The sequence below is a fragment of the Streptococcus agalactiae genome (genome assembly GCF_949788565.1).
GTDB lineage: Bacteria > Bacillota > Bacilli > Lactobacillales > Streptococcaceae > Streptococcus > Streptococcus agalactiae.
The window spans coordinates 1,830,812-1,852,448 of the sequence record NZ_OX460931.1 but is presented as its reverse complement, the minus strand read 5'-3'; the positions used below and the strand labels follow the sequence as shown (position 1 = coordinate 1,852,448).

The window sequence follows — 21,637 nt, the reverse complement described above, 5'->3', positions numbered from 1 at the left end:
GAGTCCTGCTGCTATTTGACTTATCTAGATCAATATTTCCAACTAATATGATATCCTATGCATACCTCATTGCAGAAATATACTTTAAAGTCAAAATAAGGAAATATATTATGGAAATTAAAGAATACGAGAATAATCCGTACCATTTAGCACAGCTAGTAGATTTAATTAATTATTGTCAGAATATAGAAGCTAAACTTGATATAAAGATGGCTGAACAAGACGATATTTTTCAAATAGAAAATTATTATCAAAACAGAAAAGGTCAATTTTGGATTGCCTTAGAAAATGAAAAAGTAGTTGGTTCGATTGCGTTACTGCGTATTGATGATAAAACAGCTGTTCTAAAAAAATTTTTTACATATCCAAAATATAGAGGAAATCCTGTTCGACTTGGTCGAAAATTATTTGAAAGATTTATGCTTTTTGCTCGAGCTAGTAAATTCACAAGAATTGTCCTGGATACTCCAGAAAAAGAGAAAAGATCTCACTTCTTTTATGAAAATCAAGGATTTAAGCAAATAACAAGAGATGAACTAGATGTAGACTACATTTTTCCAGATAGAGATTCAAGGATATATGTAAAACTTCTTGATTAATTGTGAAGAAAACTAGCCAAACAGATGAATAAACCCAAATAACGATTATTTTAGATAATACATTGGAAAAGTGGTTGTAGAATATAGAAAAAGAAATTTTTAGGATTACTGTTATCATTGGTTATGGTAGCTTATTCAAGTAATATCATAAGAGATGAATCAATGGATATAAATTGAATAAAAAATAATAGAGGCCAGAGTGATGAACTCTAGTCTCTATTATTAATTTTAAAAACTATTGTGTTTATGAGGAGGTATTTTAACTGTATAGATTGGATAAGAAGTTATAATTAAAGGTATTAAGATCAGGATGAGATGAATAAACAACAGTACTATAGTCAATAGATTATAAAAAACTATAGTACTTTTGAGAAGTTACGACTAAAATAAAAAACTCCAAACGAATAATTGGATAGGCTATCTGTTCTTTTCTTTTTAATAAGTTTAAATATACAGTTGACTTATATAGTTATATTATATAGAATAACTATATAAAGTTTAACTGTATAGAAAGAAAATTGATGAAAAGGAATAAACATTTACCGTTAACAGAAACTACCTATTATATCTTATTAGCTTTGTTTGAGGAAGCACATGGCTATGCTATTATGCAAAAAGTTGAAGAAATGAGTGGCGGTGATGTTAGAATAGCCGCAGGGACAATGTACGGTGCCATTGAAAATTTACTTAAACAAAAATGGATAAAGTCTATCCCAAGTGACGATAGAAGAAGAAAAGTTTATATTATTACTGAGATAGGAAAAGAAATAGTGGAACTTGAAACGAATCGATTAAGAAAGTTACTTAATACTGCTAATCAGTTGGGTTTTGGGGGAGATAGTTATGATACAGTTTAAATTATTTTTTAAATCCACAGAAAAATATGGAGAAATATGACAACAATTATTTATTTTATACGGCATGCTGAGCCTAATTACAATAATCACGATGATATGTTAAGAGAGTTAACTGAAAAGGGTGTAGATTCAAGTAAAAAATTAGTTAATCAATTTTCATCTGTTTCAATATCTAAATTTTACTCAAGCCCTTATAAACGATCAATAGATACTATCAGACCACTAGCTGAAAGTAAAAATAAAAAAATAATAATAATTGACGAACTAAGAGAGCGTAAACTTTCTGAAGGATGGATTGATAATTTTAATGAAGTGGCAAGAAAACAGTGGGAAGACTTTAGCTATAAGTTGGAAAAGGGAGAAAGTTTACGAGAAGTTCAACAAAGAAATATCAAAGCCATAAATGCTATCTTGGAGAAGACTTCAAGTGATGAGACAATTGTTATTGGAACACATGGGACAGCACTATCAACAATAATTAATTATTATCAAAAAGACTTTAAGTTTGAAATGTTTGATAAATACAAACATAAATTCCCATGGATTGTAGAAGCAGAATTTGATGGAAATACTTTGATTAAGATAACTTGTTAACTGAAAAAAATAACCAAATATAAAATGGCTATTTTTACGTTTCGATTACAATATCAGCATCTTTTTCAAATGGTTGGTAATAATAGTTATATTGTTCTCTTCGAGATTCATGTGTATTATGAATAAATTTTAAATCACGACCTCTTTCTTGAGTATCTCTAATAGATCTTCTTTTAAATTCAGTTTCAGAGCTTGTTTTTAAACAAATAGATAGGTCAAAAATTTCTTTGGGTAAGAATGCCGAAGACATTCCTTCAACAATCAAAATAGGTTTTTCATAATTTAAAATCACGCTTTTACACCAAGGTTCTTCAATTGTTAAAACGTCTAGTCCCTGTTGTAATGCAAGTATATCTCTTTTTAAAGAATTTAGTTCATGTGAAACTGGTATATTCGCAGTTACTTTCTGATTTGGAAATAACTTAGGTTGAACTAAAGTACGGTAGTTTCCGGATATAATATAGGGGTCGGTTTCTAATAAATTAACTTGGTCAAGGTTAAGTTGTTCAACTAATAGTTTACAAAAAGTAGATTTACCGGAAGCACCATGGCCATAAATTCTAATAGCAACTTTTTCTTTATTGTTAATAAATGTTTTTATGTTAGTTATATATTTATCAAATGTTTTCATTAGGATCCTTTTCTACTAACAATTATATCATAAAAAAGAAAAATATTTCGGTGACAAATGGTGGGACAATTCCTCGTTAGACATGCAAAAAAGCCTTTAAGCAAAGGCTTTTTTATGTATAATATGATGCCCCCTACAAGTTGGAACAAAGTTCTTTAAAGTATGAAAAGTCATAACATTAAACGGTTGAAAATATTTTGAATCATAATCAGTTGTTCAGAAAAATTTAAAATTGAATCCTTGGAGGTCGTAAAGGTATATCCATGCTAATTTAAGTTTATGATTACATGCTTAGAGAAAAATACAAGGGTAATATAAAGGTATTAGAAAAAATATGGTAACATAAAGTGAAGTAGGAGGTAGCCATTATGAGAGATGAGCAAGAAATATATAATTTGGTTTTAAACATAGCAAATCGAGATAAGAGAATCGAAGCTGTACTATTGAATGGATCTCGGGCTAACCCAAATGTACCGAAAGATGATTTTCAAGATTATGATATTGTTTTTGTTACTAATTTTATAGAAGATATTATTTCTGAAACTAATTATCATAAAAAATTCGGTGATATTCTTATAATGCAGAAACCAAATGAGTTTAGAAATAAGACGGAATACAATTGCTTTGCTTACTTAATGCAGTTTCAAGATCTGACGAGGATTGATTTAAGACTTATTAAACCAGAATTCTTGGAGGATTATTTAGATGATGCTTTTTCAAAAGTACTTTTAGATAAAAAGAATAAATATCTTGATTATAATTTTGAAAGAAGTTCTCTGTACGAAACAAAGCAATTGTCAGAAGATGAAATCAACAAAATTCTTAATGAAATATATTGGGTTAGTACTTATGTAGTCAAGGGGATAGCAAGAAATGATATTATTTATTCAGAGTTTATGATATCTAATCCTATTAAAAATGCTTTTATTAAACTTCTAAAACAAAAAATATTAATAGAAAAAGAGCTTGATTCATTATCTTTTGGAAAGCTCGACAAGGATATCTTGCAATATATTACAGATAAAGATCAACTATTGAAAATTTTTTCAAATAAATCTTTAAAAGACATTGAGGCTAATTTGCGATTTTTATTGGATGAAACAAATCAAATGGCGAAATATATTTCTATTAATAGGAAACTTAATCTGAACCAAGGAGAATATCAATCAGCAATGAAATTCATGAATAATGTTTTGACAAATTCATATCAAGATTTCAACTAACATTATTGTGTATAAAGATAATAGGCTGTGATTGTCTAAACTCAATTACCATTCATAAAGATTTTCAAGAAAAATAATAACTAATTTCGGGGACAAATCCTCTTTAGACAAGCAAAAAAGCCTTTATTTAAAGGCTTTTTTATGTATAGTTATATGCCCCCTACAGGGCTCGAACCTGTGACCCATAGATTAAGAGTCTACTGCTCTACCAACTGAGCTAAGGAGGCTAGGAAGCTGTATTGGCACCGATGATCCACTTTTTGTATTGATCCCGCACAAAATAAGCAGGTGGGTAACTCGCACCTCTTTAAGTGGCTTCCGCGTGTTAACGGCTTGCGCACTAGAGATGACTTCGTTTCCCGAAATACAAAGAAATAGTCGGTCAACACTTAGATGTGGATTCGTATGCCACAGCAATGTTTCTATGTCTTTATGATACCACTTTTTATAAAATTTTCAAGCAAAATTATCGATTTTTGAAATCGATTGCGATTTTTAAAACTAGCAATCAGTCTGAGAGCTTATCAATGCGCTCTTTATTTGAACCAAGTGCGCGTTCGTATTTACCAGTTTCATTGGCTTCAAAATAATTATGTCCTACTAGTTTATCTGGTAAGTATTGTTGTTTAACCCATTTTTCAGGATAGGCGTGAGGGTACTTGTAATCCTTTGCATTGCCCAAGGTTTTACTACCGCTGTAATGTCCATCTCTTAGGTGACGTGGAATAGGTAAATTTCCTGAACGACGTAAATCAGCTAAGGCTGCATCCATAGCCAAATAGGCTGAATTTGATTTAGGTGATAGAGCTAAATCCACAACAATGTTAGCAATAAGAATACGAGCTTCTGGAAAACCAATGCGTTGGGCAGCTTCCAATGCAGTCACAGTATGTATTTGTGCTTCGGGGTTAGCTAAGCCGATATCTTCATAAGCAATAATGGTCAAACGTCTTGCTAAACTAGGTAAATCTCCAGCTTCTACTAAACGAGCGGCATAGTGCAGGCTGGCATTGACATCAGAACCTCTAATTGATTTTTGTAAGGCTGATAGGACATCATAATGCCCATCTCCGTTTTTATCCATTGTAATATAACTACGCTGCAGACTATTTTCCATTGTCTCTAGACTAATATGACGGCTACCATCTTCATTAGGAGAAGTAGACATGACTGCTAGATCCAAGGAATTATAAGCAGATCGTAGGTCTCCATTTGTGGCGGTAACAATGAAATCTAGCGCCTCATCATCAATTGTCACTAAAAAAGGAAATCCCCGTTCTTTATCGGAAATTGCTAGTTGAATGGCTTTTTTAATATCCTCGTTAGAAAGAGGTTCTAACTCAAAAATTTGTACCCTACTTCTAATGGCAGGAGTTACTGAAAAGAAAGGATTTTCAGTTGTTGCTCCAATCATAATAATATTGCCATTCTCAAGTAAAGGTAAAAGAAAATCTTGTTTTGTCTTGTCAAGTCTATGGATCTCGTCAAGTAATAAAACTAAGCCACCAGAAAATTTAGCTTCTTCTGCAATTTCTTGAAGACGTTTTTTACTATCAACAGTGGCATTAAAAGTACGAAAGGCATATTTAGTAGTACCAGCAATAGCAGAAGCAATAGAAGTCTTCCCGATACCTGGTGGTCCATATAGGATCATGGAAGATAACATATTAGCTGCAACCATTCGATCAATAATTTTGCCATTACCAACGAGATGTTGTTGTCCGATAACTTCATTAATATTGCGAGGACGCATACGTAGAGCAAGATTGTCAGCCATGATTATTCTCCAAATCTTTTGCGAAAATTAAAGCATCAACATAATGATTTTTAATGAAAAAGGCTTTAGTGATTCGAGCCTCTTCGGTAAACCCGTATTTTTGATAGAGGGAAATGGCTCTGCTGTTATTGCCCATGACATGCATGGCAATCTTGATATAACCTTGAGCTTTAGCCTCAGTTAGCAGAGCTTTCAAGAGAGTTTTACCCAGCCCCTGACCTTGGTAGGGTTCAGCGATGAGAATGCCGAAAGTGGCAACATGCTTGCCAGCTGGGAAAGGATAGTAGGGACCAAAGTCCAAGACGCCAGCGATCTTATCATCGACCTCAGCGACAAAGAAGGACATGCCATTTGCCAGATTCTTCTCCAAGTCACTCTCAGTCCACTTGCGGTCATAAACAGGAGAGGTAAGAGCAGTCCAGCCTGTATTTTGTAAGGTCAGAACTGCCTCACGGTCGCAGTCCTGCATAGGTCTGATAATCATAATTGATGATACAAAGGGACGGTTCGGTTTACGAAAATTAGTCCCGTGTTCAAATCCTTTCTATTTTTATATAGAGTCTTTCTCTTAGCTGACGCTTTTAATATAGTATAAAGCCGAGGCTGGGCAAAAACTTCTAGGTCTCTTAATTTTTTGTAGTCTGATTTGCAAGACGCAGTGGTTGAGTGGGTTCTAATTCGTTGATGAATCAACTTTTACATCCCTACTCAACTGTGCGGAGGTGGGAGTGAAACAGTCTGGGGATAGACTGTTTCAGGTCAGCAACTGAAAATCAAAACTTGCTGACAAAATCGAATTCCTTTGGAATTACCGATTTTTGTCCCACTCTCATTGTAACATAAAATAAAAAAATTTGAGAAAAGATGTCTAATATAGTTGACAATCCCTTTCAAAAGATTATAATAAAAGTATCAAATATAGTTGACACATTTTAGGCCAACAAAATTTTTTAAGCAAGTGTGTCGTATATATGTGACATGCTCTTGTGAAACCTTACCGCAATAGAAAGGAGATAGATGAATAGAGTTAAGGATTATCGTTTGGAAACTAAGAAGTCTCAGCTTGCTTTGGCGAAGGAAATCGGAGTTTCTAGGCAGACGATAAATATGATTGAGAACAACAAGTATAATCCCTCGCTTGATTTATGTATCAAGCTGGCTAAGGCTTTAGGGACTGATTTGAATGTACTGTTTTGGGAGGATTGAAAATGAACAAAGAAAAATTTACAGACTGCTTGATTAAACGTTTTTACGGTATTTCTGGCCCTTTGGATGAGTACAAGAGACGTGAAGCCGACCGCATGGGGAATATAGCTCTTATCTTTCTGGTATGGTTCTTGATGCTTGGAAATGTTGTAGCGCTCCTATTGGCAGAGGATTTTTCCCAAGAGGTTGCTATGTATTATCCGATGATTCTGGAGCTACTTGTTTTTATCTTGTTTGGTTACCTCGTCTATGCTAGCAATAAGACACAGTTGACGAAGTATGATGAGGATGAATTGTCCGATAAGGAGCGAAAAAGTATACGTCATATTGGTTGGAAGTCAGGTATCTATTTTGGTGTTTTCATGTATTTGACTTCTTACACTTGGATAGATAGTCCGCTTAGCTATTTTGATTATCTATTATCAGGTAAAGCCTTATTCACCTTAGTCTTTACAGGTAGCTTCTTTGGTATATCGACGGCTGTCGTCAATTATTTTAATCGACGAAAAGGTAAGGAAGAGCGTGAATAGCTTCTTGAAAGAGTTGGGAAGACCAGCTCTTTTTTGCTATAATGAAAGAAAGTAAATTTGTAAAGGATTTAAAATGGCTAAATTTGGATTTTTGTCTGTTCTGGAAGAAGAATTGGACAAGCACTTAAACTATGACTTTGCCATGGATTGGGATAAGAAAAATCATACTGTAGAAGTCACTTTTATATTAGAAGCACAAAACAGCTCTGCTATTGAAACCGTGGACGACCAAGGGGAGACGAGTAGCGAGGACATCGTTTTTGAGGACTATGTGCTCTTTTACAACCCTGCCAAGTCACGCTTTGATGCTGAGGACTATCTGGTGACTATCCCCTATGAGCCTAAGAAGGGATTGTCACGAGAGTTTCTGGCTTATTTTGCGGAGACTCTCAACGAGGTTGCCACTGAAGGGCTGAGCGACCTCATGGACTTCCTCACCGATGACAGTATCGAAGAGTTCGGTCTTTCTTGGGATACGGATGCTTTTGAAAATGGCAGAGCAGAACTGAAAGAGACAGAGTTTTATGCATATCCGAGGTATTGAGATAAAGCATGAAATGATGTTAGCACCGGAACCATTTGAAAAATGAAATCAGGTCAGAAAATAATTGAACTCAGGTTATATGACGAACGAAGGCAGACTATTACAATTGGTGATTACATTGTCTTTTATCTGTTAAATGATAAAAGAAAGAAATTGACCACAGAAGTTGTTTGTTTACATATATTTGATGATTTTTCTCAACTTTATGAAAGTTTAGATTTGCTAAAATGTGGATATACATTGGATGATATAGAAACAGCCAGACCAGAGGAGATGGAACGTTATTATCCCCCTGAACAAATTAGAAAATATGGAGCTTTAGGAATAGAATTGAGGTTATTGCATGGATAGTTTTGATGAGTTATTTGATTTCTCAGGTGCAAAGATCGCTCTTTTCTGTGAAGGAAAGATTTTGACCAGCCTAAGAGATGATTTTCCAGATTTGCCTTATGCAGGTTTTGGGACTTACCAGGAGGTGGTCGTGAGGACAATGAAACACCTTTGGAATGTCTTTTTCGAGAAGTTGATGAAGAATTAAATCTGACCTTAACTCGAAACCATATTAATTGGGTCAAGACTTATAGGGGTATGTTGAAGCCTGATAAATTATCAGTTTTTATGGTTGGACATATCAGTCAGAAAGAGTACGATAGCATTGTTCTAGGTGATGAAGGACAAGGCTACAAGCTCATGTCCATTGACGAATTTCTAAGCCATAAAAAGGTCATTCCTCAGTTGCAGGAGAGGTTGAGAGATTATTTGGAGGTGGAAGATGATTACTTTACAAAAGACGGAAGCTAGTGATTTAGAGAAGATTATTGCCATTCAGAGAGCTAGCTTTAAGGCAGTCTATGAGAAATACCACGATCAATACGATCCCTATGTGGAAGAAGTTGAGCAGATTCGATGGAAACTAGTGGAGCGACCAGATTGTTTCTATCATTTTGTCCTTGTTGATGAGACAATTGTTGGTTTTCTTAGATTGGTTATCAAGGACGAGGAGAAGCGTGCTTGGCTTGGTACGGCGGCTATTCTTCCCCAATATCAAGGGCAGGGCTACGGCTCAGCAGCGATGGCTTTATTAGAGAAAACCTATCCTAAGCTTACAAAGTGGGATTTATGTACGATTGCGCAAGAAAAACTAATGGTCAGTTTTTATGAAAAATGTGGTTATCATTCAACCCATACCGAACCTGAGCAAGAAGGAATGGATATGGTCTATATGACAAAGAAGATAGAATAAAAAAAGAAAACTAGATGATTGTCTAGTTTTCTGATAGTTTATTGGCAATAGTAAGCAATAGCTTGGCTGACAAATTCACTTGTTCCTGCTCCACCAGCTTTGTCAATTGATTGACTAAACCGGTCATCTGATTGATACATTTGTCCTAGTCCAGCAAGGATTTCATTGGTACAGGTGTAAAAATGCTGAGAGATATAGTCTTGTAGCCGTTTCACACACATTTGAACAGATTCATCAGATACATTTTGTGTCTTTAATTGCCCAAATTGTACCATTATTTTTGCCATTTCTTGGCTAATTTGTGCAAAGTCATCTGAAGCATGTTTTTGAGCAAATTCTTGGTAGGCTGCTGTTTGTCCCCATTTTTCTTTTGCTTCAGCTTGTAATTGTTCTAATTCTGTTTTATTATAAACATCGAAATTCATATAATCATCTCCTTTTTCTTGTAATCGTTTCGCATGGGTGATAACCTGCTCAAGATGCAATCTTTTCCATTCAAGCAATTTGATTTGTTGGGCTAATAAGTCTTGCCTTTCCTCTTTTGCTTGCTCAAGCAGGTATTTGATATCTTTGAGAGGGAATTCCAACTCACGAAATAGCAAAATTTCTTGCAGGCGAATCAATGCTTCATCGTCATAAAGTCGATAGCCTGCTTCGGATAGGGCGGTAGGTGGGAATAAACCGATTTTATCATAGTGATGCAAGGTGCGCACACTTACACCGCTTAAGATACTGACTTCTTTAACTGTTTTCATGGTAATAACCTCCTCTCACTTACATAGTATAAAGGATAACCTAAGGTCAGGGTCAAGCAAAAAATAAATTATTTTGAAAAGTATGGTTAATCATATTGATTTGAAGATAAAGGAGGGATAGTTATAGAAATAGTTGAGCTACTAAGGGAATGGTATTCTTCCTTTGAAGTTAAAGAAGAAAAGTGGAATGAAAAATATGAAGGTATCCTCATAAGAATTGAAGGCGATAGAAACTATAAAAGGTGTCGTTTAGCTCATAAGACAGCTAGCAAGATGGGGTATTTTACAGTATTTTGGCAGAAAGATGGAAATGGTAAAAATATTCCTTTTTATGAACAAGATGAAGTGGAAGATTTGATTATTGTCATTAAAGATGGTAGGTGGAAAGGTTTGTTCATCATTCCCAAAGAGGTTGCAGTGAGTAAGGGTATTCTTTCATCTGCTAACTCTCAAGGAAAGATGGCTATGCGATTTTACCCTCCTTGGTGTAGCGATTTAAATAGAACAGCTTTGGTGACACAGCGATGGCAGTTGAACTATTTTATTGATTTAAGTAGAAATAATGAAGGAGTTACTACATGAACACATGGAATGAACTAACGGTTCACGTGAATCGTGAGGCAGAGGAAGCTGTCTCGAATTTATTGATTGAAACTGGCAGTCAGGGGGTTGCCATTAGCGATTCGGCTGACTACCTTGGACAGGAGGATCGTTTCGGTGAGCTTTATCCTGAGGTGGAGCAATCTGATATGATCGCTATTACTGCTTATTATCCTGATACGCTTGATATTGAGGCGGTTAAGGCTGATTTGGCTGATCGTTTGGCTAATTTTGAAGGCTTTGGTCTTGCGACGGGTAGCGTCAACCTTGACAGTCAGGAATTGGTCGAAGAGGACTGGGCTGATAACTGGAAGAAGTACTATGAGCCAGCTCGCATTACCCATGATTTGACCATCGTGCCGTCATGGACTGACTATGAGGCTAAGGCTGGTGAGAAAATCATCAAGCTGGATCCTGGTATGGCTTTTGGGACTGGGACTCACCCAACGACTAAGATGAGTCTTTTTGCCTTGGAGCAAGTACTTCGTGGTGGTGAGACGGTTATCGATGTGGGGACTGGTTCTGGCGTTTTGTCTATTGCTAGCTCTCTCATGGGTGCCAAGGACATCTATGCCTATGATTTGGATGATGTTGCGGTGCGCGTGGCTCAGGAAAATATCGATATGAACCCTGGTACTGACAATATTCATGTGGCTGCTGGTGACCTGCTCAAAGGTGTCCAGCAAGAGGCAGATGTCATTGTTGCCAATATTTTGGCGGATATTTTGATCCATCTGACAGACGATGCCTACCGTTTGGTCAAGGATGAGGGTTATCTCATCATGTCTGGTATCATTTCTGAAAAATGGGATATGGTGCGTGAAAGTGCTGAGAAAGCTGGTTTCTTCCTTGAGACTCACATGGTTCAAGGTGAGTGGAATGCCTGCGTTTTCAAAAAGACAGATGATATTTCAGGAGTGATTGGCGGCTAATGCAACAGTATTTTGTAAATGGAAAAGCAGATGACTTTGTGACCATCGAGGACAAGGATACCATCAAGCACATGTTCAATGTCATGCGATTGATAGAAGATGACCAAGTGGTCTTGGTTTTTGATGATGCTATCAAGCGTTTGGCAAAGGTGGTGGATAGCTCTGCTCATCGCTTCCAAATCCTAGAAGAGCTAGACAGCAATGTTGAAATGCCAGTTCAAGTGACCATTGCCTCAGGTTTTCCCAAGGGAGACAAGTTGGATCTTGTGACGCAAAAGGCAACAGAATTGGGTGCTGCGGCTATCTGGGCATTCCCAGCTGACTGGTCAGTCGTCAAGTGGGACGGCAAGAAACTAGCTAAAAAAGAAGATAAGCTGGCAAAAATTGCTCTGGGCGCAGCGGAGCAGAGCAAGCGTAATCGTCTTCCTCAGGTTCGTTTATTTGAGAAGAAGGCTGATTTTCAAGCGGAGCTTGCAGGCTTTGATAAAATTTTTATCGCCTATGAAGAGTCTGCCAAGGAGGGTGAAATGTCAGCGCTAGCCCAGAACTTGCAGACTGTAAAAGCAGGTGACAAGCTCCTCTTCATCTTTGGACCAGAAGGGGGCATTTCTCCAAAAGAAATCGCAGCTTTTGAAGAGGTTGGAGCTATCAAGGTGGGCCTGGGTCCACGCATCATGCGCACAGAAACAGCACCGCTCTATGCTCTAAGTGTTATTAGTTACTCAGCGGAGTTATTATGATTATTGCTATTCAAGGTGGTATGGCTGTAGGGAAAACCATAGCTTTGAAAATCATTGAGAAAGTTTACTCGAAAATCGCTATTAGTTTTGTGGACATTTCTCCAGTAGTTGATAAGATTAATAAACATCAGCTTGATAACAATAAATTAGACGATTATTGTGAAATTCAACAACTATTTATTCAGCATGAGCGAGATAGATACGAACTTGTTAGAGATAATGAAATAGTATTAATGGATTATGGAGCTGAGGAAATTGCTTTCTATACACAATACTTTCCAAAGGTGGCGGGTTATAGTTGGACTTTACCTTCTAATTTGTTACTAGAGGTAAATAGGCTAAAGGAATGTTTTGCTGATTATATTATTTTTCTAGATGCAGATGAGATGGTCCTATACCAACGTCAAAAAAATGATTTTAATAGACGGCGTCATTTTTTCAAATGGTATACTCATCACCTGTTGCCTGCTAAAAAACATTATTTAGACACATTTTCCAATGTTATTCATATTAATACAAATCATTTAAATGCTGAGGAAGTGGCTGAATTACCATAATAGAAAAAAGGAGTTTGGATAATTTTCCAACTCTTTTTAATTTTACATTGATTTTACAAAAATCCTCAAAGAGATTTGATATTTCTTAACTATAATAAAATCAAATCAAAAAATATTTAGGAGTTCATCATGAAAAAACACAAAATGCTATCTCTTTTGGCGGTATCTGGTCTTATGGGAATTGGCATCCTAGCAGGATGCTCAAATGATTCATCATCTTCATCTAAAGGGACAATTAACATTGTTTCTAGAGAGGAAGGGTCTGGAACTCGTGGAGCTTTCATAGAGTTATTTGGGATCGAGTCAAAAAATAAAAAGGGCGAAAAAGTAGACCATACTTCTGATGCAGCAACTGTTACCAATTCAACTTCAGTTATGCTAACCACTGTCTCTAAAGACCCGTCAGCTATTGGTTATTCTTCACTAGGTTCATTAAATAGTAGCGTTAAAGTGCTTAAAATTGATGGCAAAAATGCGACTGTAAAAGATATTAAATCAGGAAGCTATAAGATTTCTCGTCCTTTCAATATTGTAACAAAAGAAGGTAAGGAAAAAGAAGCAACAAAAGATTTTATTGATTATATCTTAAGCAAAGATGGGCAAGCAGTCGTTGAGAAAAATGGCTATATTCCACTTGACAATGCCAAAGCATATCAAGCAAAAGTGTCATCTGGTAAAGTTGTTATAGCAGGTTCAAGTTCAGTAACGCCGGTTATGGAAAAGATTAAAGAGGCCTATCATAAAGTAAATGCAAAAGTAGATGTTGAAATTCAACAAAGTGATTCTTCAACTGGGATTACAAGCGCAATTGATGGATCAGCAGATATAGGTATGGCATCACGTGAATTGGATAAGACAGAGTCATCCAAAGGGGTCAAAGCTACTGTTATTGCAACAGATGGTATAGCAGTAGTTGTTAATAAGAAAAATAAAGTTAATGATCTATCAACAAAACAAGTAAAAGACATTTTTACTGGAAAGACAACGTCTTGGTCTGACTTATCAAAGTAAGGTAAGAGTAAACAATGAAACAAACAAAAGAAGGTCTTATGCAAGCTGTGTTTTTCATCACGGCTTGCGTCAGTGTTATATCAGCTATTTTAATTTGCCTCTTTCTCTTCTCTAGTGGTCTTCCAGCTATTACGAAAATCGGCTGGGGAAATTTTATATTTGGTAAAGTCTGGCATCCTAGTAATAATATTTTTGGCATCTTTCCAATGATTGTAGGTTCCTTATATGTTACAGCGGGAGCTTTACTTTTAGGAGGACCGATAGGTATCCTTACTGCTGTTTTTATGGCTTATTTCTGCCCAGAAAATATTTATAAGCCTTTAAAGTCAGCTATCAATTTAATGGCGGGAATCCCTTCAGTTGTTTATGGTTTCTTTGGACTCGTTGTTATTGTCCCTATGATAAGGCAATATATTGGTGGCTTTGGTATGGGAGTCTTAGCAGCTTCAATTTTGCTAGGAATTATGATTTTACCAACAATTGTTAGCATTTCAGAATCTTCTTTAAGAGCTGTTCCAGAGAGCTATTATGAAGGTGGTATTGCCCTTGGTGCCTCTCATGAACGAAGTGTCTTCTTTGCTGTTTTACCAGCTGCTAAACGTGGTATTTTAGCATCGGTTGTTTTGGGAATTGGACGTGCTATTGGTGAAACAATGGCTGTCATCATGGTAGCGGGTAATCAAGCTGTCTTGCCTCAATCGCTGACATCAGGCGTTAGAACTCTAACCACTAATATTGTCATGGAAATGGGCTATTCTTCTGGTTTGCATCGTCAAGCCTTAATTGGTACAGCTGTGGTACTCTTTATCTTTATATTAATGATTAATATCAGTTTTTCAGCATTACAGAAAGAGGAATAAGATGGAAAATATTAACCAAAGAACGTCAAAACAATATTTAGCATCTTTAAAAAAAGATCCCCTTTCCTTCTTTCTTTTTGCTATTGTCTATTTGGGAGCAATTCTAAGTTTTGCTACAATTGCATTTGTTGTTATTTATATTTTAGTTAAGGGGCTTCCTCATGTGAATACTGGCTTGTTTGCATGGACTTATAATACTCAGAACGTCTCACTATTACCAGCTTTCATTAACACTATCTTTATCATCGCCTTAACTTTATTATTTGCAGTTCCACTTGGTATTGGTGGATCAATTTATCTAACGGAATATGCTAGACGTGATAATCCTTATCTCAAAATTATCCGTGTTGCAACCGAGACATTGGCAGGGATACCTTCAATTATTTATGGTTTATTTGGTGCATTATTTTTTGTAAAATACACACACTTAGGCTTATCTTTGATATCGGGTTCTCTGACTTTGAGCATCATGATTTTACCTTTGATTATGAGGACAACTGAAGAAGCTTTACTATCTGTTCCGGATTCTTATCGAGAAGGAGCCTTTGCGCTTGGTGCTGGTAAATTGAGAACCATATTTAAAATCGTATTACCTAGTGCTATGTCTGGTATTTTTGCTGGTATTATTTTAGCGGTAGGACGTATCATTGGTGAGTCAGCAGCACTTATTTTCACAGCTGGAACAGTTGCAAAAGTAGCACATTCGGTATTTAGTTCATCTCGTACTTTAGCAGTACATATGTATGCTATTTCGGGTGAGGGCTTATATGTTGACCAAACTTATGCGACTGCGGTCATCTTATTGCTTTTAGTTATTATTGTCAATTTTGTATCTGGACTAGTAGCCAAACGATTAGGAAGTGAGTCGAACAGTGAGTAAATTAGTAATTAATAATTTAGATTTGTATTATGGAGAATTTCACGCTCTGAAGGATGTTAATTTAGACATTGAAGAAAAAGAAATCACAGCCTTTATTGGACCTTCTGGGTGCGGAAAGTCTACTCTCTTGAAAAGTATTAACCGTATGAATGATTTGGTCAAAAATTGCAAAATCACAGGGGATATTACTTTAGAAGGCGAGGATGTCTATAGACAATTGGATATTAACCAATTGCGTAAAAAGGTTGGAATGGTGTTTCAAAAACCTAATCCGTTTCCAATGAGCATTTATGATAATGTTGCTTTTGGTCCAAGAACGCACGGTATTCATTCCAAAGCAGAGTTAGATGATATCGTTGAACGTTCCCTTAAACAGGCGGCTCTATGGGATGAGGTTAAAGATCGTCTTCACAAATCTGCTCTGGGTATGTCTGGCGGACAGCAGCAACGTTTGTGTATTGCGCGTGCTCTTGCTATTGAGCCTGATGTTTTACTTATGGATGAACCCACAAGTGCCTTGGATCCTATTTCAACAGCAAAAATTGAAGAATTGGTTATCCAACTGAAGAAGAACTACACTATTGTTATAGTGACACATAATATGCAACAAGCTGTTCGTATTTCTGATAAAACAGCATTCTTTCTGATGGGAGAAGTGGTTGAATATAACAAAACGAGCCAACTCTTTTCATTGCCACAAGATGAGCGTACAGAAAACTACATTACAGGGAGATTCGGATGATTCGTTCACGATTTGCAAGTCAACTTAATGACCTTAATAAAGAAATTATTTTTATGGGGGCATTGTGTGAGGACATCATTGGGAAGTCCTTAGGTGCTCTAACAAATAGTAATGACGTTTACCTTGACGATATTTCTGAAACTTATCACAAGATTGAACAAATGGAACGGGATATTGAGGAGAGATGTTTAAAACTTTTACTTCGTCAGCAACCAGTTGCCAAGGATTTACGCCGTATTTCTTCTGCATTAAAAATGGTTTATGATATGAAACGTATTGGTGCTCAAGCTTATGAAATTGCGGAAATTGTTAGTTTAGGTCATATTATCCAAGGTGCAGGTTCTGAAAGGGACCAACTTAACAGCATGTCTAATAATGTCATTAGTATGCTGACTAAGAGTATAGATGCTTTTATTTATGACAATGAAGAACAAGCGCATCAAGTAATTGAACAAGATAGGACAGTTAACCAGGAATTTGATACAATAAAGAAACAGTTAGTGTTATATTTTTCGGTACAGGATGTTGATGGTGAATATCCCATAGATGTTTTAATGATCGCCAAGTACCTAGAGCGTATTGGTGATCATACAGTAAATATTGCTAAATGGGTGCTTTTCTCAATAACAGGTAACCTAGATGGAGAAGCGTAATGATATATTGTGTTGAAGATGATGCTGATATTCGCGAAATGATGCTCTATACTTTGCAAATGGCAGGTTTTACAGCTCAAGGATTCTCGAGTTCAGAGCTTTTTTGGGAAGCTATTCAGGAGAAAGTTCCAGACTTGATTTTACTTGATATTATGTTGCCGGGAGATGATGGTTTGACTATTTTAGAGCGTTTAAGGAGAAAACATCAAACGGAAATGATACCAGTAATCATGACAACTGCTAAAGGTAGTGAGTATGATAAAGTTAAAGGGTTAGATCTTGGAGCAGATGATTATCTCGTCAAACATTTTGGGATGATGGAAATGATTTCACGAATAAAAGCAGTCTTGAGGCGTAGCCGCCAAGTAGATTCAAAAGCTCATATTATCATTGGAAATTTAGAGATTGACCCGACTAATTATTGGGTCAAAAGGGGAACGAAAAAAATCCACTTAACCCTAAAGGAATTTGAGTTATTAGTATTATTCTTCCGTAATCCCAATAGAGTCTTTACAAGGCAAGAACTTCTGGATAAGGTTTGGGGAGAACAATTTTTAGGAGAAACTAGAACCGTGGATGTTCACATTGGGACACTGCGAACAAAACTTGGTGAGGATGGCTATTTGATCGCTACAGTAAGGGGAGTTGGATACCGTTTGGAGGAAAGACATGACTAAAAAAATTTTCCGTACAACTTTATCCGCTAGTTTGGGAATTGTTTTAGTTACAATTTTGATGATTATGGGATTTCTCTATAATTACTTCAATCACATTCAGCGAGAACAGTTGAGAACACAAACGACACTGGCGTCACAAGGAATTTCCTTTGAAGGTAAAGATTATTTTGAAAATCTTAAAACTTCAAATGTGCGTATTACTTGGGTAGATAATAAGGGACAAGTGCTTTATGATACCCAATCAGATGCAAAACATATGAAAAATCACGCCAATCGTCAAGAAATTAAAGAAGCTATCAAGAGTGGTTATGGTGAGAGCACGAGGTGGTCAGCGACACTTACTGAGAAGTCTATCTATGCTGCGCAACGTTTAAATAATGGAACGATAGTTCGTTTATCAGTTGCGCAACAAACTATTTTTTATCTTCTCCTTGGTATGATGAGTCCCTTAGCAATTATCATCTTACTTGCTATTATTTTATCTGTATTAATTGCACGATATATAGCGAAAAAAGTATCAGAGCCTTTAAACAATATTGACTTAGATCATCCTTTATCAAATGATAGTTACGAGGAGATAACACCATTATTAAGGCGTCTTGATAGCCATCAGGCTAAGATTCAACATCAAAAATTGTTATTACAAAAGCGTCAAAAAGAATTTGATACCATTATTTCTAAAATTAAGGAAGGAATGATTCTTTTAGATGATCAAGCAAGAATCGTTAGTATCAACGCAGAAGCTTTAAAGTTATTCCAAATTAATGATGATTGGCATGGGCGCTTTATGATGGAAGTTAGCCGAGATTTAACTCTCAAAGACTTAATCGATCAAGGACTAAAAGGGAAAAAGAAAGAGGCTAATATTGGCATTGAAAATAATCATTACCGCGTCTTGGTAAGACCAACTACAGATAACAACCGAGTAACAGGATTGGTTGTTCTACTGTTTGATGTGACTGATCAACTCCAAATGGAACAACTTCAACGTGAATTTACTGCCAATGTCTCTCATGAATTGAAAACCCCGCTTCATGTTATTTCTGGTTACTCAGAACTGTTAGCTAATCAAATGGTTCCAAACGAAGAAGTCCCACAATTTGCAGCTAAAATTCATAAAGAATCTGAACGATTAGTTAAATTGGTTGAGGATATTATCAACCTTTCTCACCTTGATGAACAAGAAAAATTACCGCAAGAGACAGTAAATCTGTATGACTTAACACAAAAAGTTTTAGAAGGTTTACAAGCTAAAGCAGATAAGAAGCACATACAAATCAATTTTAATGGAGAAGAAGCTATTTTGCGAGGGAATCCAGTTTTATTGAATTCCTTGGTGTACAACTTGTGTGACAATGCTCTCACCTATAATCATGAGAAAGGTCAAGTAAATGTGACTTTGAAAAATTCACCTGATACAATTACCTTAGAAGTTAGTGATACGGGACTAGGCATTGCAGAGAAGGACAAAAAACGTATTTTCGAACGTTTCTATCGCGTCGATAAAAGTCGCTCAAAAATAGTTGGAGGGACTGGTTTAGGTTTGTCTATTGTAAAGAGTGCTTTAGATTTTCACAATGGTAGTATAAAAGTGGACAGCCATTTGGGGCAGGGAACAACAATGACCGTTTTACTTCACAAACAATAAAAACTCACAAATAAAAGTCTAGATGATATTATCTAGACTTTTTTAGTAATTCAGAAAAAATATACAAGTAAGGGTTTACAAAAAACAAATAAGTGCTATAATAAAACCATAATAACGCAAACGCTTGCACTATTAAGTGCATAAAAGGAGATTGAAGATGAAAAATAATGTCAAACAGCTCTTTAGTTTTGAATTTTGGCAGAAGTTTGGGAAGGCTTTGATGGTTGTTATTGCTGTTATGCCAGCAGCAGGATTGATGGTTAGTATTGGTAACTCCATTAGTCTATTGGATCCATCAAATGTTTTATTAGGGCGCATAGCTAATGTCATTGCTCAAATTGGTTGGGGAGTTATTGGTAACTTACACATCTTATTTGCATTGGCTATTGGTGGTAGCTGGGCTAAAGAACGTGCCGGTGGTGCTTTTGCGGCTGGCTTATCCTTTATTCTTATTAACCTTATTACGGGGAACTTTTTTGGTGTTAAAACAGATATGTTAGCAGACAGTAAAGCAACTGTTCAAACGGTATTTGGTGCAACCATCAGAGTTTCAGATTACTTTGTTAACGTTCTTGGACAACCTGCTCTTAATATGGGTGTATTTGTCGGTATTATTTCAGGTTTCGTTGGTGCAACTGCCTTTAATAAATATTATAACTATCGTAAATTACCAGATGCTTTAACTTTTTTCAATGGAAAACGTTTTGTTCCATTTGTTGTTATTTATCGTTCAGTCATTGTTGCATTAATTTTATCAGTATTTTGGCCGGTTGTTCAATCAGGTATCAATGGCTTTGGTAAATGGATTGCAAGTTCACAAGACAGTGCTCCAATATTAGCACCATTTGTCTACGGTACGTTAGAGCGTTTATTGCTCCCATTTGGTTTACACCATATGTTAACTATTCCAATGAACTACACGCAACTAGGTGGCACATACACTGTCCTTACAGGTGCAACTAAAGGAGCACAGGTGTTGGGACAAGATCCACTGTGGTTAGCATGGGTTGGTGATTTAATTAACTTAAAAGGCTCAAATTCAAGTCAATACCATCACTTATTGACAAGTGTCACTCCAGCACGTTTTAAAGTGGGGCAAATGATTGGTGCTTCAGGTATTTTGATGGGATTATCTTATGCTATGTATCGTAACGTTGATAAAGATAAAAAATTGAAATACAAGTCAATGTTTATTTCAGCAGCGGCGGCTACTTTCTTGACAGGTGTTACTGAGCCAATTGAGTACATGTTCATGTTTGCAGCAATGCCACTCTACCTTGTATATGCTGTCGTTCAAGGATGTGCGTTTGCTATGGCAGATATTGTTAACCTCCGCGTTCATTCATTTGGTAATATAGAATTTTTAACACGTGTTCCCATGGGCATAAAAGCGGGCCTTGGTGGTGATATTTTCAACTTTGTTTGGGTGACACTTCTTTTTGCAGTATTGATGTACTTTATCGCAAACTTTATGATTAAAAAATTCAATTTAGCAACAGCAGGACGTAATGGTAATTATGATAACGAAGAGGTTGATAATGCTCCTTCAACAGCTTCTGGTTCTGCTGATGCAAATTCTCAAGTTGTACAAGTTATTAATTTACTTGGTGGTCGTGATAACATTGAAGATGTAGATGCATGTATGACTCGTCTTCGTGTCACAGTTAAAGATGGAAATAGCGTGGGTTCTGAAGCAGCTTGGAAAAAAGCTGGTGCAATGGGATTGGTGTTAAAAGGTAATGGTGTTCAAGCTATTTACGGACCTAAAGCAGATGTCCTTAAATCAGACATTCAAGATTTGCTAGATTCAGGTACAGTTATTCCAATAGTTGATTTAGAAACAGGCCAACCTGTAGCAGCAGCCCAAGTTACAACTTATAAAGGAATAACAGAAGAAATTGTTTCGGTGGCTAATGGTCAAGTAGAAGCATTGGATGTTGTTAAAGACCCTGTCTTTTCTCAAAAAATGATGGGTGATGGTTTTGCTGTGGAACCAACTGATGGCAATATCTATGTTCCAGTTTCAGGTACAGTTACTAGTGTCTTTCCAACAAAACATGCTTTTGGTTTATTAACAGAAAGTGGCCTAGAAGTTTTAGTACATATCGGTCTAGATACAGTAGCTCTTGATGGTCAACCATTTGAGGTTAAAATTTCTAGTGGTCAAAAAGTGGTAGCAGGTGATCTTGCTGTGGTAGCAGATTTGGAAGCTATCAAAGCAGCTGGTAAAGAGACAAGTGTGATTATCGTCTTTACAAATGTTTCAGATATAAAAACTGTTAAACTTGAAAAATCAGGTCCACAAATAGCTAAAACAGTAGTGGCAAAAGTCGAACTGTAACAAACGATAGGAGCTGGGCAAGTCTCAGCTTCTTTCT

The 21,637-nt window shown here is 36.2% G+C and carries 25 protein-coding genes, 1 tRNA gene, 1 other RNA gene and 1 pseudogene; 22 read left to right on the top strand and 6 right to left on the bottom strand.

The features are described 5' to 3' along the window. Positions 1-110 precede the first annotated feature (110 nt). From QOR44_RS09410 to QOR44_RS09400, 3 genes are all read left to right on the top strand, one after another. Positions 111-599: a GNAT family N-acetyltransferase gene (locus tag QOR44_RS09410; RefSeq protein ID WP_000403109.1), complete on the top strand. Its 489-nt coding sequence runs from the start codon at positions 111-113 to the stop codon at positions 597-599. A 521-nt stretch (positions 600-1,120) separates the two neighbouring features. After that, positions 1,121-1,456, top strand: coding sequence for a PadR family transcriptional regulator (locus tag QOR44_RS09405; RefSeq protein WP_000827863.1), 336 nt, complete (start codon positions 1,121-1,123; stop codon positions 1,454-1,456). Positions 1,457-1,492: 36 nt separating this feature from the next. Beyond that, a complete protein-coding gene (locus QOR44_RS09400) occupies positions 1,493-2,050 on the top strand; it encodes a histidine phosphatase family protein (protein ID WP_000207508.1) in 558 nt (185 codons plus the stop codon). Positions 2,051-2,084: 34 nt separating this feature from the next. Here QOR44_RS09400 and QOR44_RS09395 read toward each other — a convergent pair whose 3' ends face one another. Then, positions 2,085-2,681 carry a uridine kinase family protein gene (locus tag QOR44_RS09395; RefSeq protein ID WP_000846439.1) on the bottom strand — a complete coding sequence of 199 codons (597 nt, stop codon included), beginning with the start codon at positions 2,679-2,681 and terminating at the stop codon, positions 2,085-2,087. Between the two features lie 368 nt (positions 2,682-3,049). Here QOR44_RS09395 and QOR44_RS09390 point away from each other — a divergent pair, with 368 nt between their 5' ends. Beyond that, positions 3,050-3,904 carry an aminoglycoside 6-adenylyltransferase gene (locus QOR44_RS09390; RefSeq protein ID WP_001204139.1) on the top strand — a complete coding sequence of 285 codons (855 nt, stop codon included), beginning with the start codon at positions 3,050-3,052 and terminating at the stop codon, positions 3,902-3,904. Positions 3,905-4,058: 154 nt separating this feature from the next. Here the strand turns inward: QOR44_RS09390 and QOR44_RS09385 are convergent. The 4 genes from QOR44_RS09385 to QOR44_RS09375 all read right to left on the bottom strand — a co-directional run bounded on the left by QOR44_RS09385 (position 4,059) and on the right by QOR44_RS09375 (position 6,165). Beyond that, a tRNA-Lys gene (locus tag QOR44_RS09385) sits at positions 4,059-4,131 on the bottom strand. Then, positions 4,132-4,324, bottom strand: a non-coding RNA gene (gene ssrS / locus QOR44_RS10325) — 6S RNA. A gap of 88 nt (positions 4,325-4,412) precedes the next feature. After that, on the bottom strand, positions 4,413-5,681 hold the full coding sequence (locus QOR44_RS09380) for a replication-associated recombination protein A (RefSeq protein WP_000774763.1): 1,269 nt from the start codon (positions 5,679-5,681) through the stop codon (positions 4,413-4,415). Beyond that, entirely contained in the window at positions 5,674-6,165 is a 492-nt protein-coding gene (locus tag QOR44_RS09375; RefSeq protein WP_001883431.1) for a GNAT family N-acetyltransferase, read from the bottom strand. The genes QOR44_RS09380 and QOR44_RS09375 overlap by 8 nt, the downstream gene beginning before the upstream one ends. Before the next feature lie 533 nt (positions 6,166-6,698). Here QOR44_RS09375 and QOR44_RS09370 point away from each other — a divergent pair. The 6 genes and pseudogenes from QOR44_RS09370 to QOR44_RS09345 all read left to right on the top strand — a co-directional run bounded on the left by QOR44_RS09370 (position 6,699) and on the right by QOR44_RS09345 (position 9,204). After that, entirely contained in the window at positions 6,699-6,887 is a 189-nt protein-coding gene (locus QOR44_RS09370) for a helix-turn-helix transcriptional regulator (protein ID WP_001082463.1), read from the top strand. A 2-nt stretch (positions 6,888-6,889) separates the two neighbouring features. Then, positions 6,890-7,417, top strand: coding sequence for a DUF3278 domain-containing protein (locus tag QOR44_RS09365; protein WP_001031089.1), 528 nt, complete (start codon positions 6,890-6,892; stop codon positions 7,415-7,417). 73 nt (positions 7,418-7,490) lie between these two features. Continuing rightward, positions 7,491-7,961 (top strand): DUF3013 family protein, encoded by a 471-nt coding sequence (locus tag QOR44_RS09360; RefSeq protein WP_001051342.1) that lies wholly within the window; start codon positions 7,491-7,493, stop codon positions 7,959-7,961. A gap of 42 nt (positions 7,962-8,003) precedes the next feature. Continuing rightward, positions 8,004-8,312: an ASCH domain-containing protein gene (locus tag QOR44_RS09355; RefSeq protein ID WP_001868493.1), complete on the top strand. Its 309-nt coding sequence runs from the start codon at positions 8,004-8,006 to the stop codon at positions 8,310-8,312. Next, positions 8,305-8,762, top strand: a pseudogene (locus tag QOR44_RS09350) (NUDIX hydrolase). Before QOR44_RS09355 ends, QOR44_RS09350 begins: the two are co-directional and overlap by 8 nt. Further along, positions 8,734-9,204: a GNAT family N-acetyltransferase gene (locus QOR44_RS09345; protein ID WP_000631756.1), complete on the top strand. Its 471-nt coding sequence runs from the start codon at positions 8,734-8,736 to the stop codon at positions 9,202-9,204. The pseudogene QOR44_RS09350 and the gene QOR44_RS09345 overlap by 29 nt, the downstream one beginning before the upstream one ends. 38 nt (positions 9,205-9,242) lie before the next feature. Here the strand turns inward: QOR44_RS09345 and QOR44_RS09340 are convergent, their stop codons facing one another. After that, entirely contained in the window at positions 9,243-9,959 is a 717-nt protein-coding gene (locus QOR44_RS09340; protein ID WP_000859570.1) for a MerR family transcriptional regulator, read from the bottom strand. A 117-nt stretch (positions 9,960-10,076) separates the two neighbouring features. On the opposite strand from QOR44_RS09340, the gene QOR44_RS09335 reads away from it, so the two are divergent. From QOR44_RS09335 to QOR44_RS09280, 12 genes are all read left to right on the top strand, one after another. Next, positions 10,077-10,541, top strand: a complete 465-nt coding sequence (locus QOR44_RS09335; RefSeq protein WP_306768180.1) for a MepB family protein — start codon at positions 10,077-10,079, stop codon at positions 10,539-10,541. Next, on the top strand, positions 10,538-11,491 hold the full coding sequence (gene prmA / locus QOR44_RS09330) for a 50S ribosomal protein L11 methyltransferase (protein WP_001099293.1): 954 nt from the start codon (positions 10,538-10,540) through the stop codon (positions 11,489-11,491). Before QOR44_RS09335 ends, prmA begins: the two co-directional genes overlap by 4 nt. Next, positions 11,491-12,231, top strand: coding sequence for a 16S rRNA (uracil(1498)-N(3))-methyltransferase (locus QOR44_RS09325; RefSeq protein ID WP_001188242.1), 741 nt, complete (start codon positions 11,491-11,493; stop codon positions 12,229-12,231). The genes prmA and QOR44_RS09325 overlap by 1 nt, the downstream gene beginning before the upstream one ends. Next, the gene (locus QOR44_RS09320) at positions 12,228-12,788 is read left to right on the top strand and encodes a nucleoside/nucleotide kinase family protein (RefSeq protein WP_000582346.1); all 561 of its coding nucleotides are present in this window, start codon (positions 12,228-12,230) and stop codon (positions 12,786-12,788) included. Before QOR44_RS09325 ends, QOR44_RS09320 begins: the two co-directional genes overlap by 4 nt. Positions 12,789-12,917: 129 nt before the next feature. Next, entirely contained in the window at positions 12,918-13,799 is an 882-nt protein-coding gene (locus tag QOR44_RS09315) for a substrate-binding domain-containing protein (RefSeq protein WP_000716331.1), read from the top strand. A 14-nt stretch (positions 13,800-13,813) separates the two neighbouring features. Beyond that, the gene (pstC, locus tag QOR44_RS09310; RefSeq protein WP_000814831.1) at positions 13,814-14,659 is read left to right on the top strand and encodes a phosphate ABC transporter permease subunit PstC; all 846 of its coding nucleotides are present in this window, start codon (positions 13,814-13,816) and stop codon (positions 14,657-14,659) included. A 1-nt stretch (position 14,660) separates the two neighbouring features. Beyond that, the gene (pstA, locus tag QOR44_RS09305; protein ID WP_000427927.1) at positions 14,661-15,539 is read left to right on the top strand and encodes a phosphate ABC transporter permease PstA; all 879 of its coding nucleotides are present in this window, start codon (positions 14,661-14,663) and stop codon (positions 15,537-15,539) included. Then, positions 15,532-16,281: a phosphate ABC transporter ATP-binding protein PstB gene (gene pstB, locus QOR44_RS09300; protein WP_000041121.1), complete on the top strand. Its 750-nt coding sequence runs from the start codon at positions 15,532-15,534 to the stop codon at positions 16,279-16,281. Before pstA ends, pstB begins: the two co-directional genes overlap by 8 nt. Then, positions 16,278-16,934 (top strand): phosphate signaling complex protein PhoU, encoded by a 657-nt coding sequence (phoU, locus tag QOR44_RS09295; RefSeq protein ID WP_000621376.1) that lies wholly within the window; start codon positions 16,278-16,280, stop codon positions 16,932-16,934. Before pstB ends, phoU begins: the two co-directional genes overlap by 4 nt. Further along, the gene (locus tag QOR44_RS09290; RefSeq protein WP_000638642.1) at positions 16,934-17,611 is read left to right on the top strand and encodes a winged helix-turn-helix domain-containing protein; all 678 of its coding nucleotides are present in this window, start codon (positions 16,934-16,936) and stop codon (positions 17,609-17,611) included. Before phoU ends, QOR44_RS09290 begins: the two co-directional genes overlap by 1 nt. Beyond that, entirely contained in the window at positions 17,604-19,259 is a 1,656-nt protein-coding gene (locus QOR44_RS09285; protein WP_000162288.1) for a sensor histidine kinase, read from the top strand. Before QOR44_RS09290 ends, QOR44_RS09285 begins: the two co-directional genes overlap by 8 nt. Before the next feature lie 157 nt (positions 19,260-19,416). Then, positions 19,417-21,600: a PTS transporter subunit IIBC gene (locus QOR44_RS09280; protein ID WP_000795065.1), complete on the top strand. Its 2,184-nt coding sequence runs from the start codon at positions 19,417-19,419 to the stop codon at positions 21,598-21,600. Positions 21,601-21,637: the final 37 nt, after the last annotated feature.

Bases quoted from the DNA above. Each gene is read 5' to 3' on its own strand.
- QOR44_RS09410 (WP_000403109.1), top strand. From the start codon at position 111: ATGGAAATTAAAGAATACGAGAATAATCCGTACCATTTAGCACAGCTA.
- QOR44_RS09405 (WP_000827863.1), top strand. From the start codon at position 1,121: ATGAAAAGGAATAAACATTTACCGTTAACAGAAACTACCTATTATATC.
- QOR44_RS09345 (WP_000631756.1), top strand. From the start codon at position 8,734: ATGATTACTTTACAAAAGACGGAAGCTAGTGATTTAGAGAAGATTATT.
- QOR44_RS09315 (WP_000716331.1), top strand. From the start codon at position 12,918: ATGAAAAAACACAAAATGCTATCTCTTTTGGCGGTATCTGGTCTTATG.
- QOR44_RS09390 (WP_001204139.1), top strand. From the start codon at position 3,050: ATGAGAGATGAGCAAGAAATATATAATTTGGTTTTAAACATAGCAAAT.
- QOR44_RS09375 (WP_001883431.1), bottom strand. From the start codon at position 6,165: ATGATTATCAGACCTATGCAGGACTGCGACCGTGAGGCAGTTCTGACC.
- QOR44_RS09355 (WP_001868493.1), top strand. From the start codon at position 8,004: ATGAAATCAGGTCAGAAAATAATTGAACTCAGGTTATATGACGAACGA.
- QOR44_RS09280 (WP_000795065.1), top strand. From the start codon at position 19,417: ATGAAAAATAATGTCAAACAGCTCTTTAGTTTTGAATTTTGGCAGAAG.
- pstA (WP_000427927.1), top strand. From the start codon at position 14,661: ATGGAAAATATTAACCAAAGAACGTCAAAACAATATTTAGCATCTTTA.
- QOR44_RS09290 (WP_000638642.1), top strand. From the start codon at position 16,934: ATGATATATTGTGTTGAAGATGATGCTGATATTCGCGAAATGATGCTC.
- QOR44_RS09340 (WP_000859570.1), bottom strand. From the start codon at position 9,959: ATGAAAACAGTTAAAGAAGTCAGTATCTTAAGCGGTGTAAGTGTGCGC.
- QOR44_RS09370 (WP_001082463.1), top strand. From the start codon at position 6,699: ATGAATAGAGTTAAGGATTATCGTTTGGAAACTAAGAAGTCTCAGCTT.
- QOR44_RS09320 (WP_000582346.1), top strand. From the start codon at position 12,228: ATGATTATTGCTATTCAAGGTGGTATGGCTGTAGGGAAAACCATAGCT.
- QOR44_RS09365 (WP_001031089.1), top strand. From the start codon at position 6,890: ATGAACAAAGAAAAATTTACAGACTGCTTGATTAAACGTTTTTACGGT.
- QOR44_RS09400 (WP_000207508.1), top strand. From the start codon at position 1,493: ATGACAACAATTATTTATTTTATACGGCATGCTGAGCCTAATTACAAT.
- phoU (WP_000621376.1), top strand. From the start codon at position 16,278: ATGATTCGTTCACGATTTGCAAGTCAACTTAATGACCTTAATAAAGAA.
- QOR44_RS09285 (WP_000162288.1), top strand. From the start codon at position 17,604: ATGACTAAAAAAATTTTCCGTACAACTTTATCCGCTAGTTTGGGAATT.
- QOR44_RS09325 (WP_001188242.1), top strand. From the start codon at position 11,491: ATGCAACAGTATTTTGTAAATGGAAAAGCAGATGACTTTGTGACCATC.
- pstC (WP_000814831.1), top strand. From the start codon at position 13,814: ATGAAACAAACAAAAGAAGGTCTTATGCAAGCTGTGTTTTTCATCACG.
- prmA (WP_001099293.1), top strand. From the start codon at position 10,538: ATGAACACATGGAATGAACTAACGGTTCACGTGAATCGTGAGGCAGAG.
- QOR44_RS09360 (WP_001051342.1), top strand. From the start codon at position 7,491: ATGGCTAAATTTGGATTTTTGTCTGTTCTGGAAGAAGAATTGGACAAG.
- QOR44_RS09395 (WP_000846439.1), bottom strand. From the start codon at position 2,681: ATGAAAACATTTGATAAATATATAACTAACATAAAAACATTTATTAAC.
- QOR44_RS09380 (WP_000774763.1), bottom strand. From the start codon at position 5,681: ATGGCTGACAATCTTGCTCTACGTATGCGTCCTCGCAATATTAATGAA.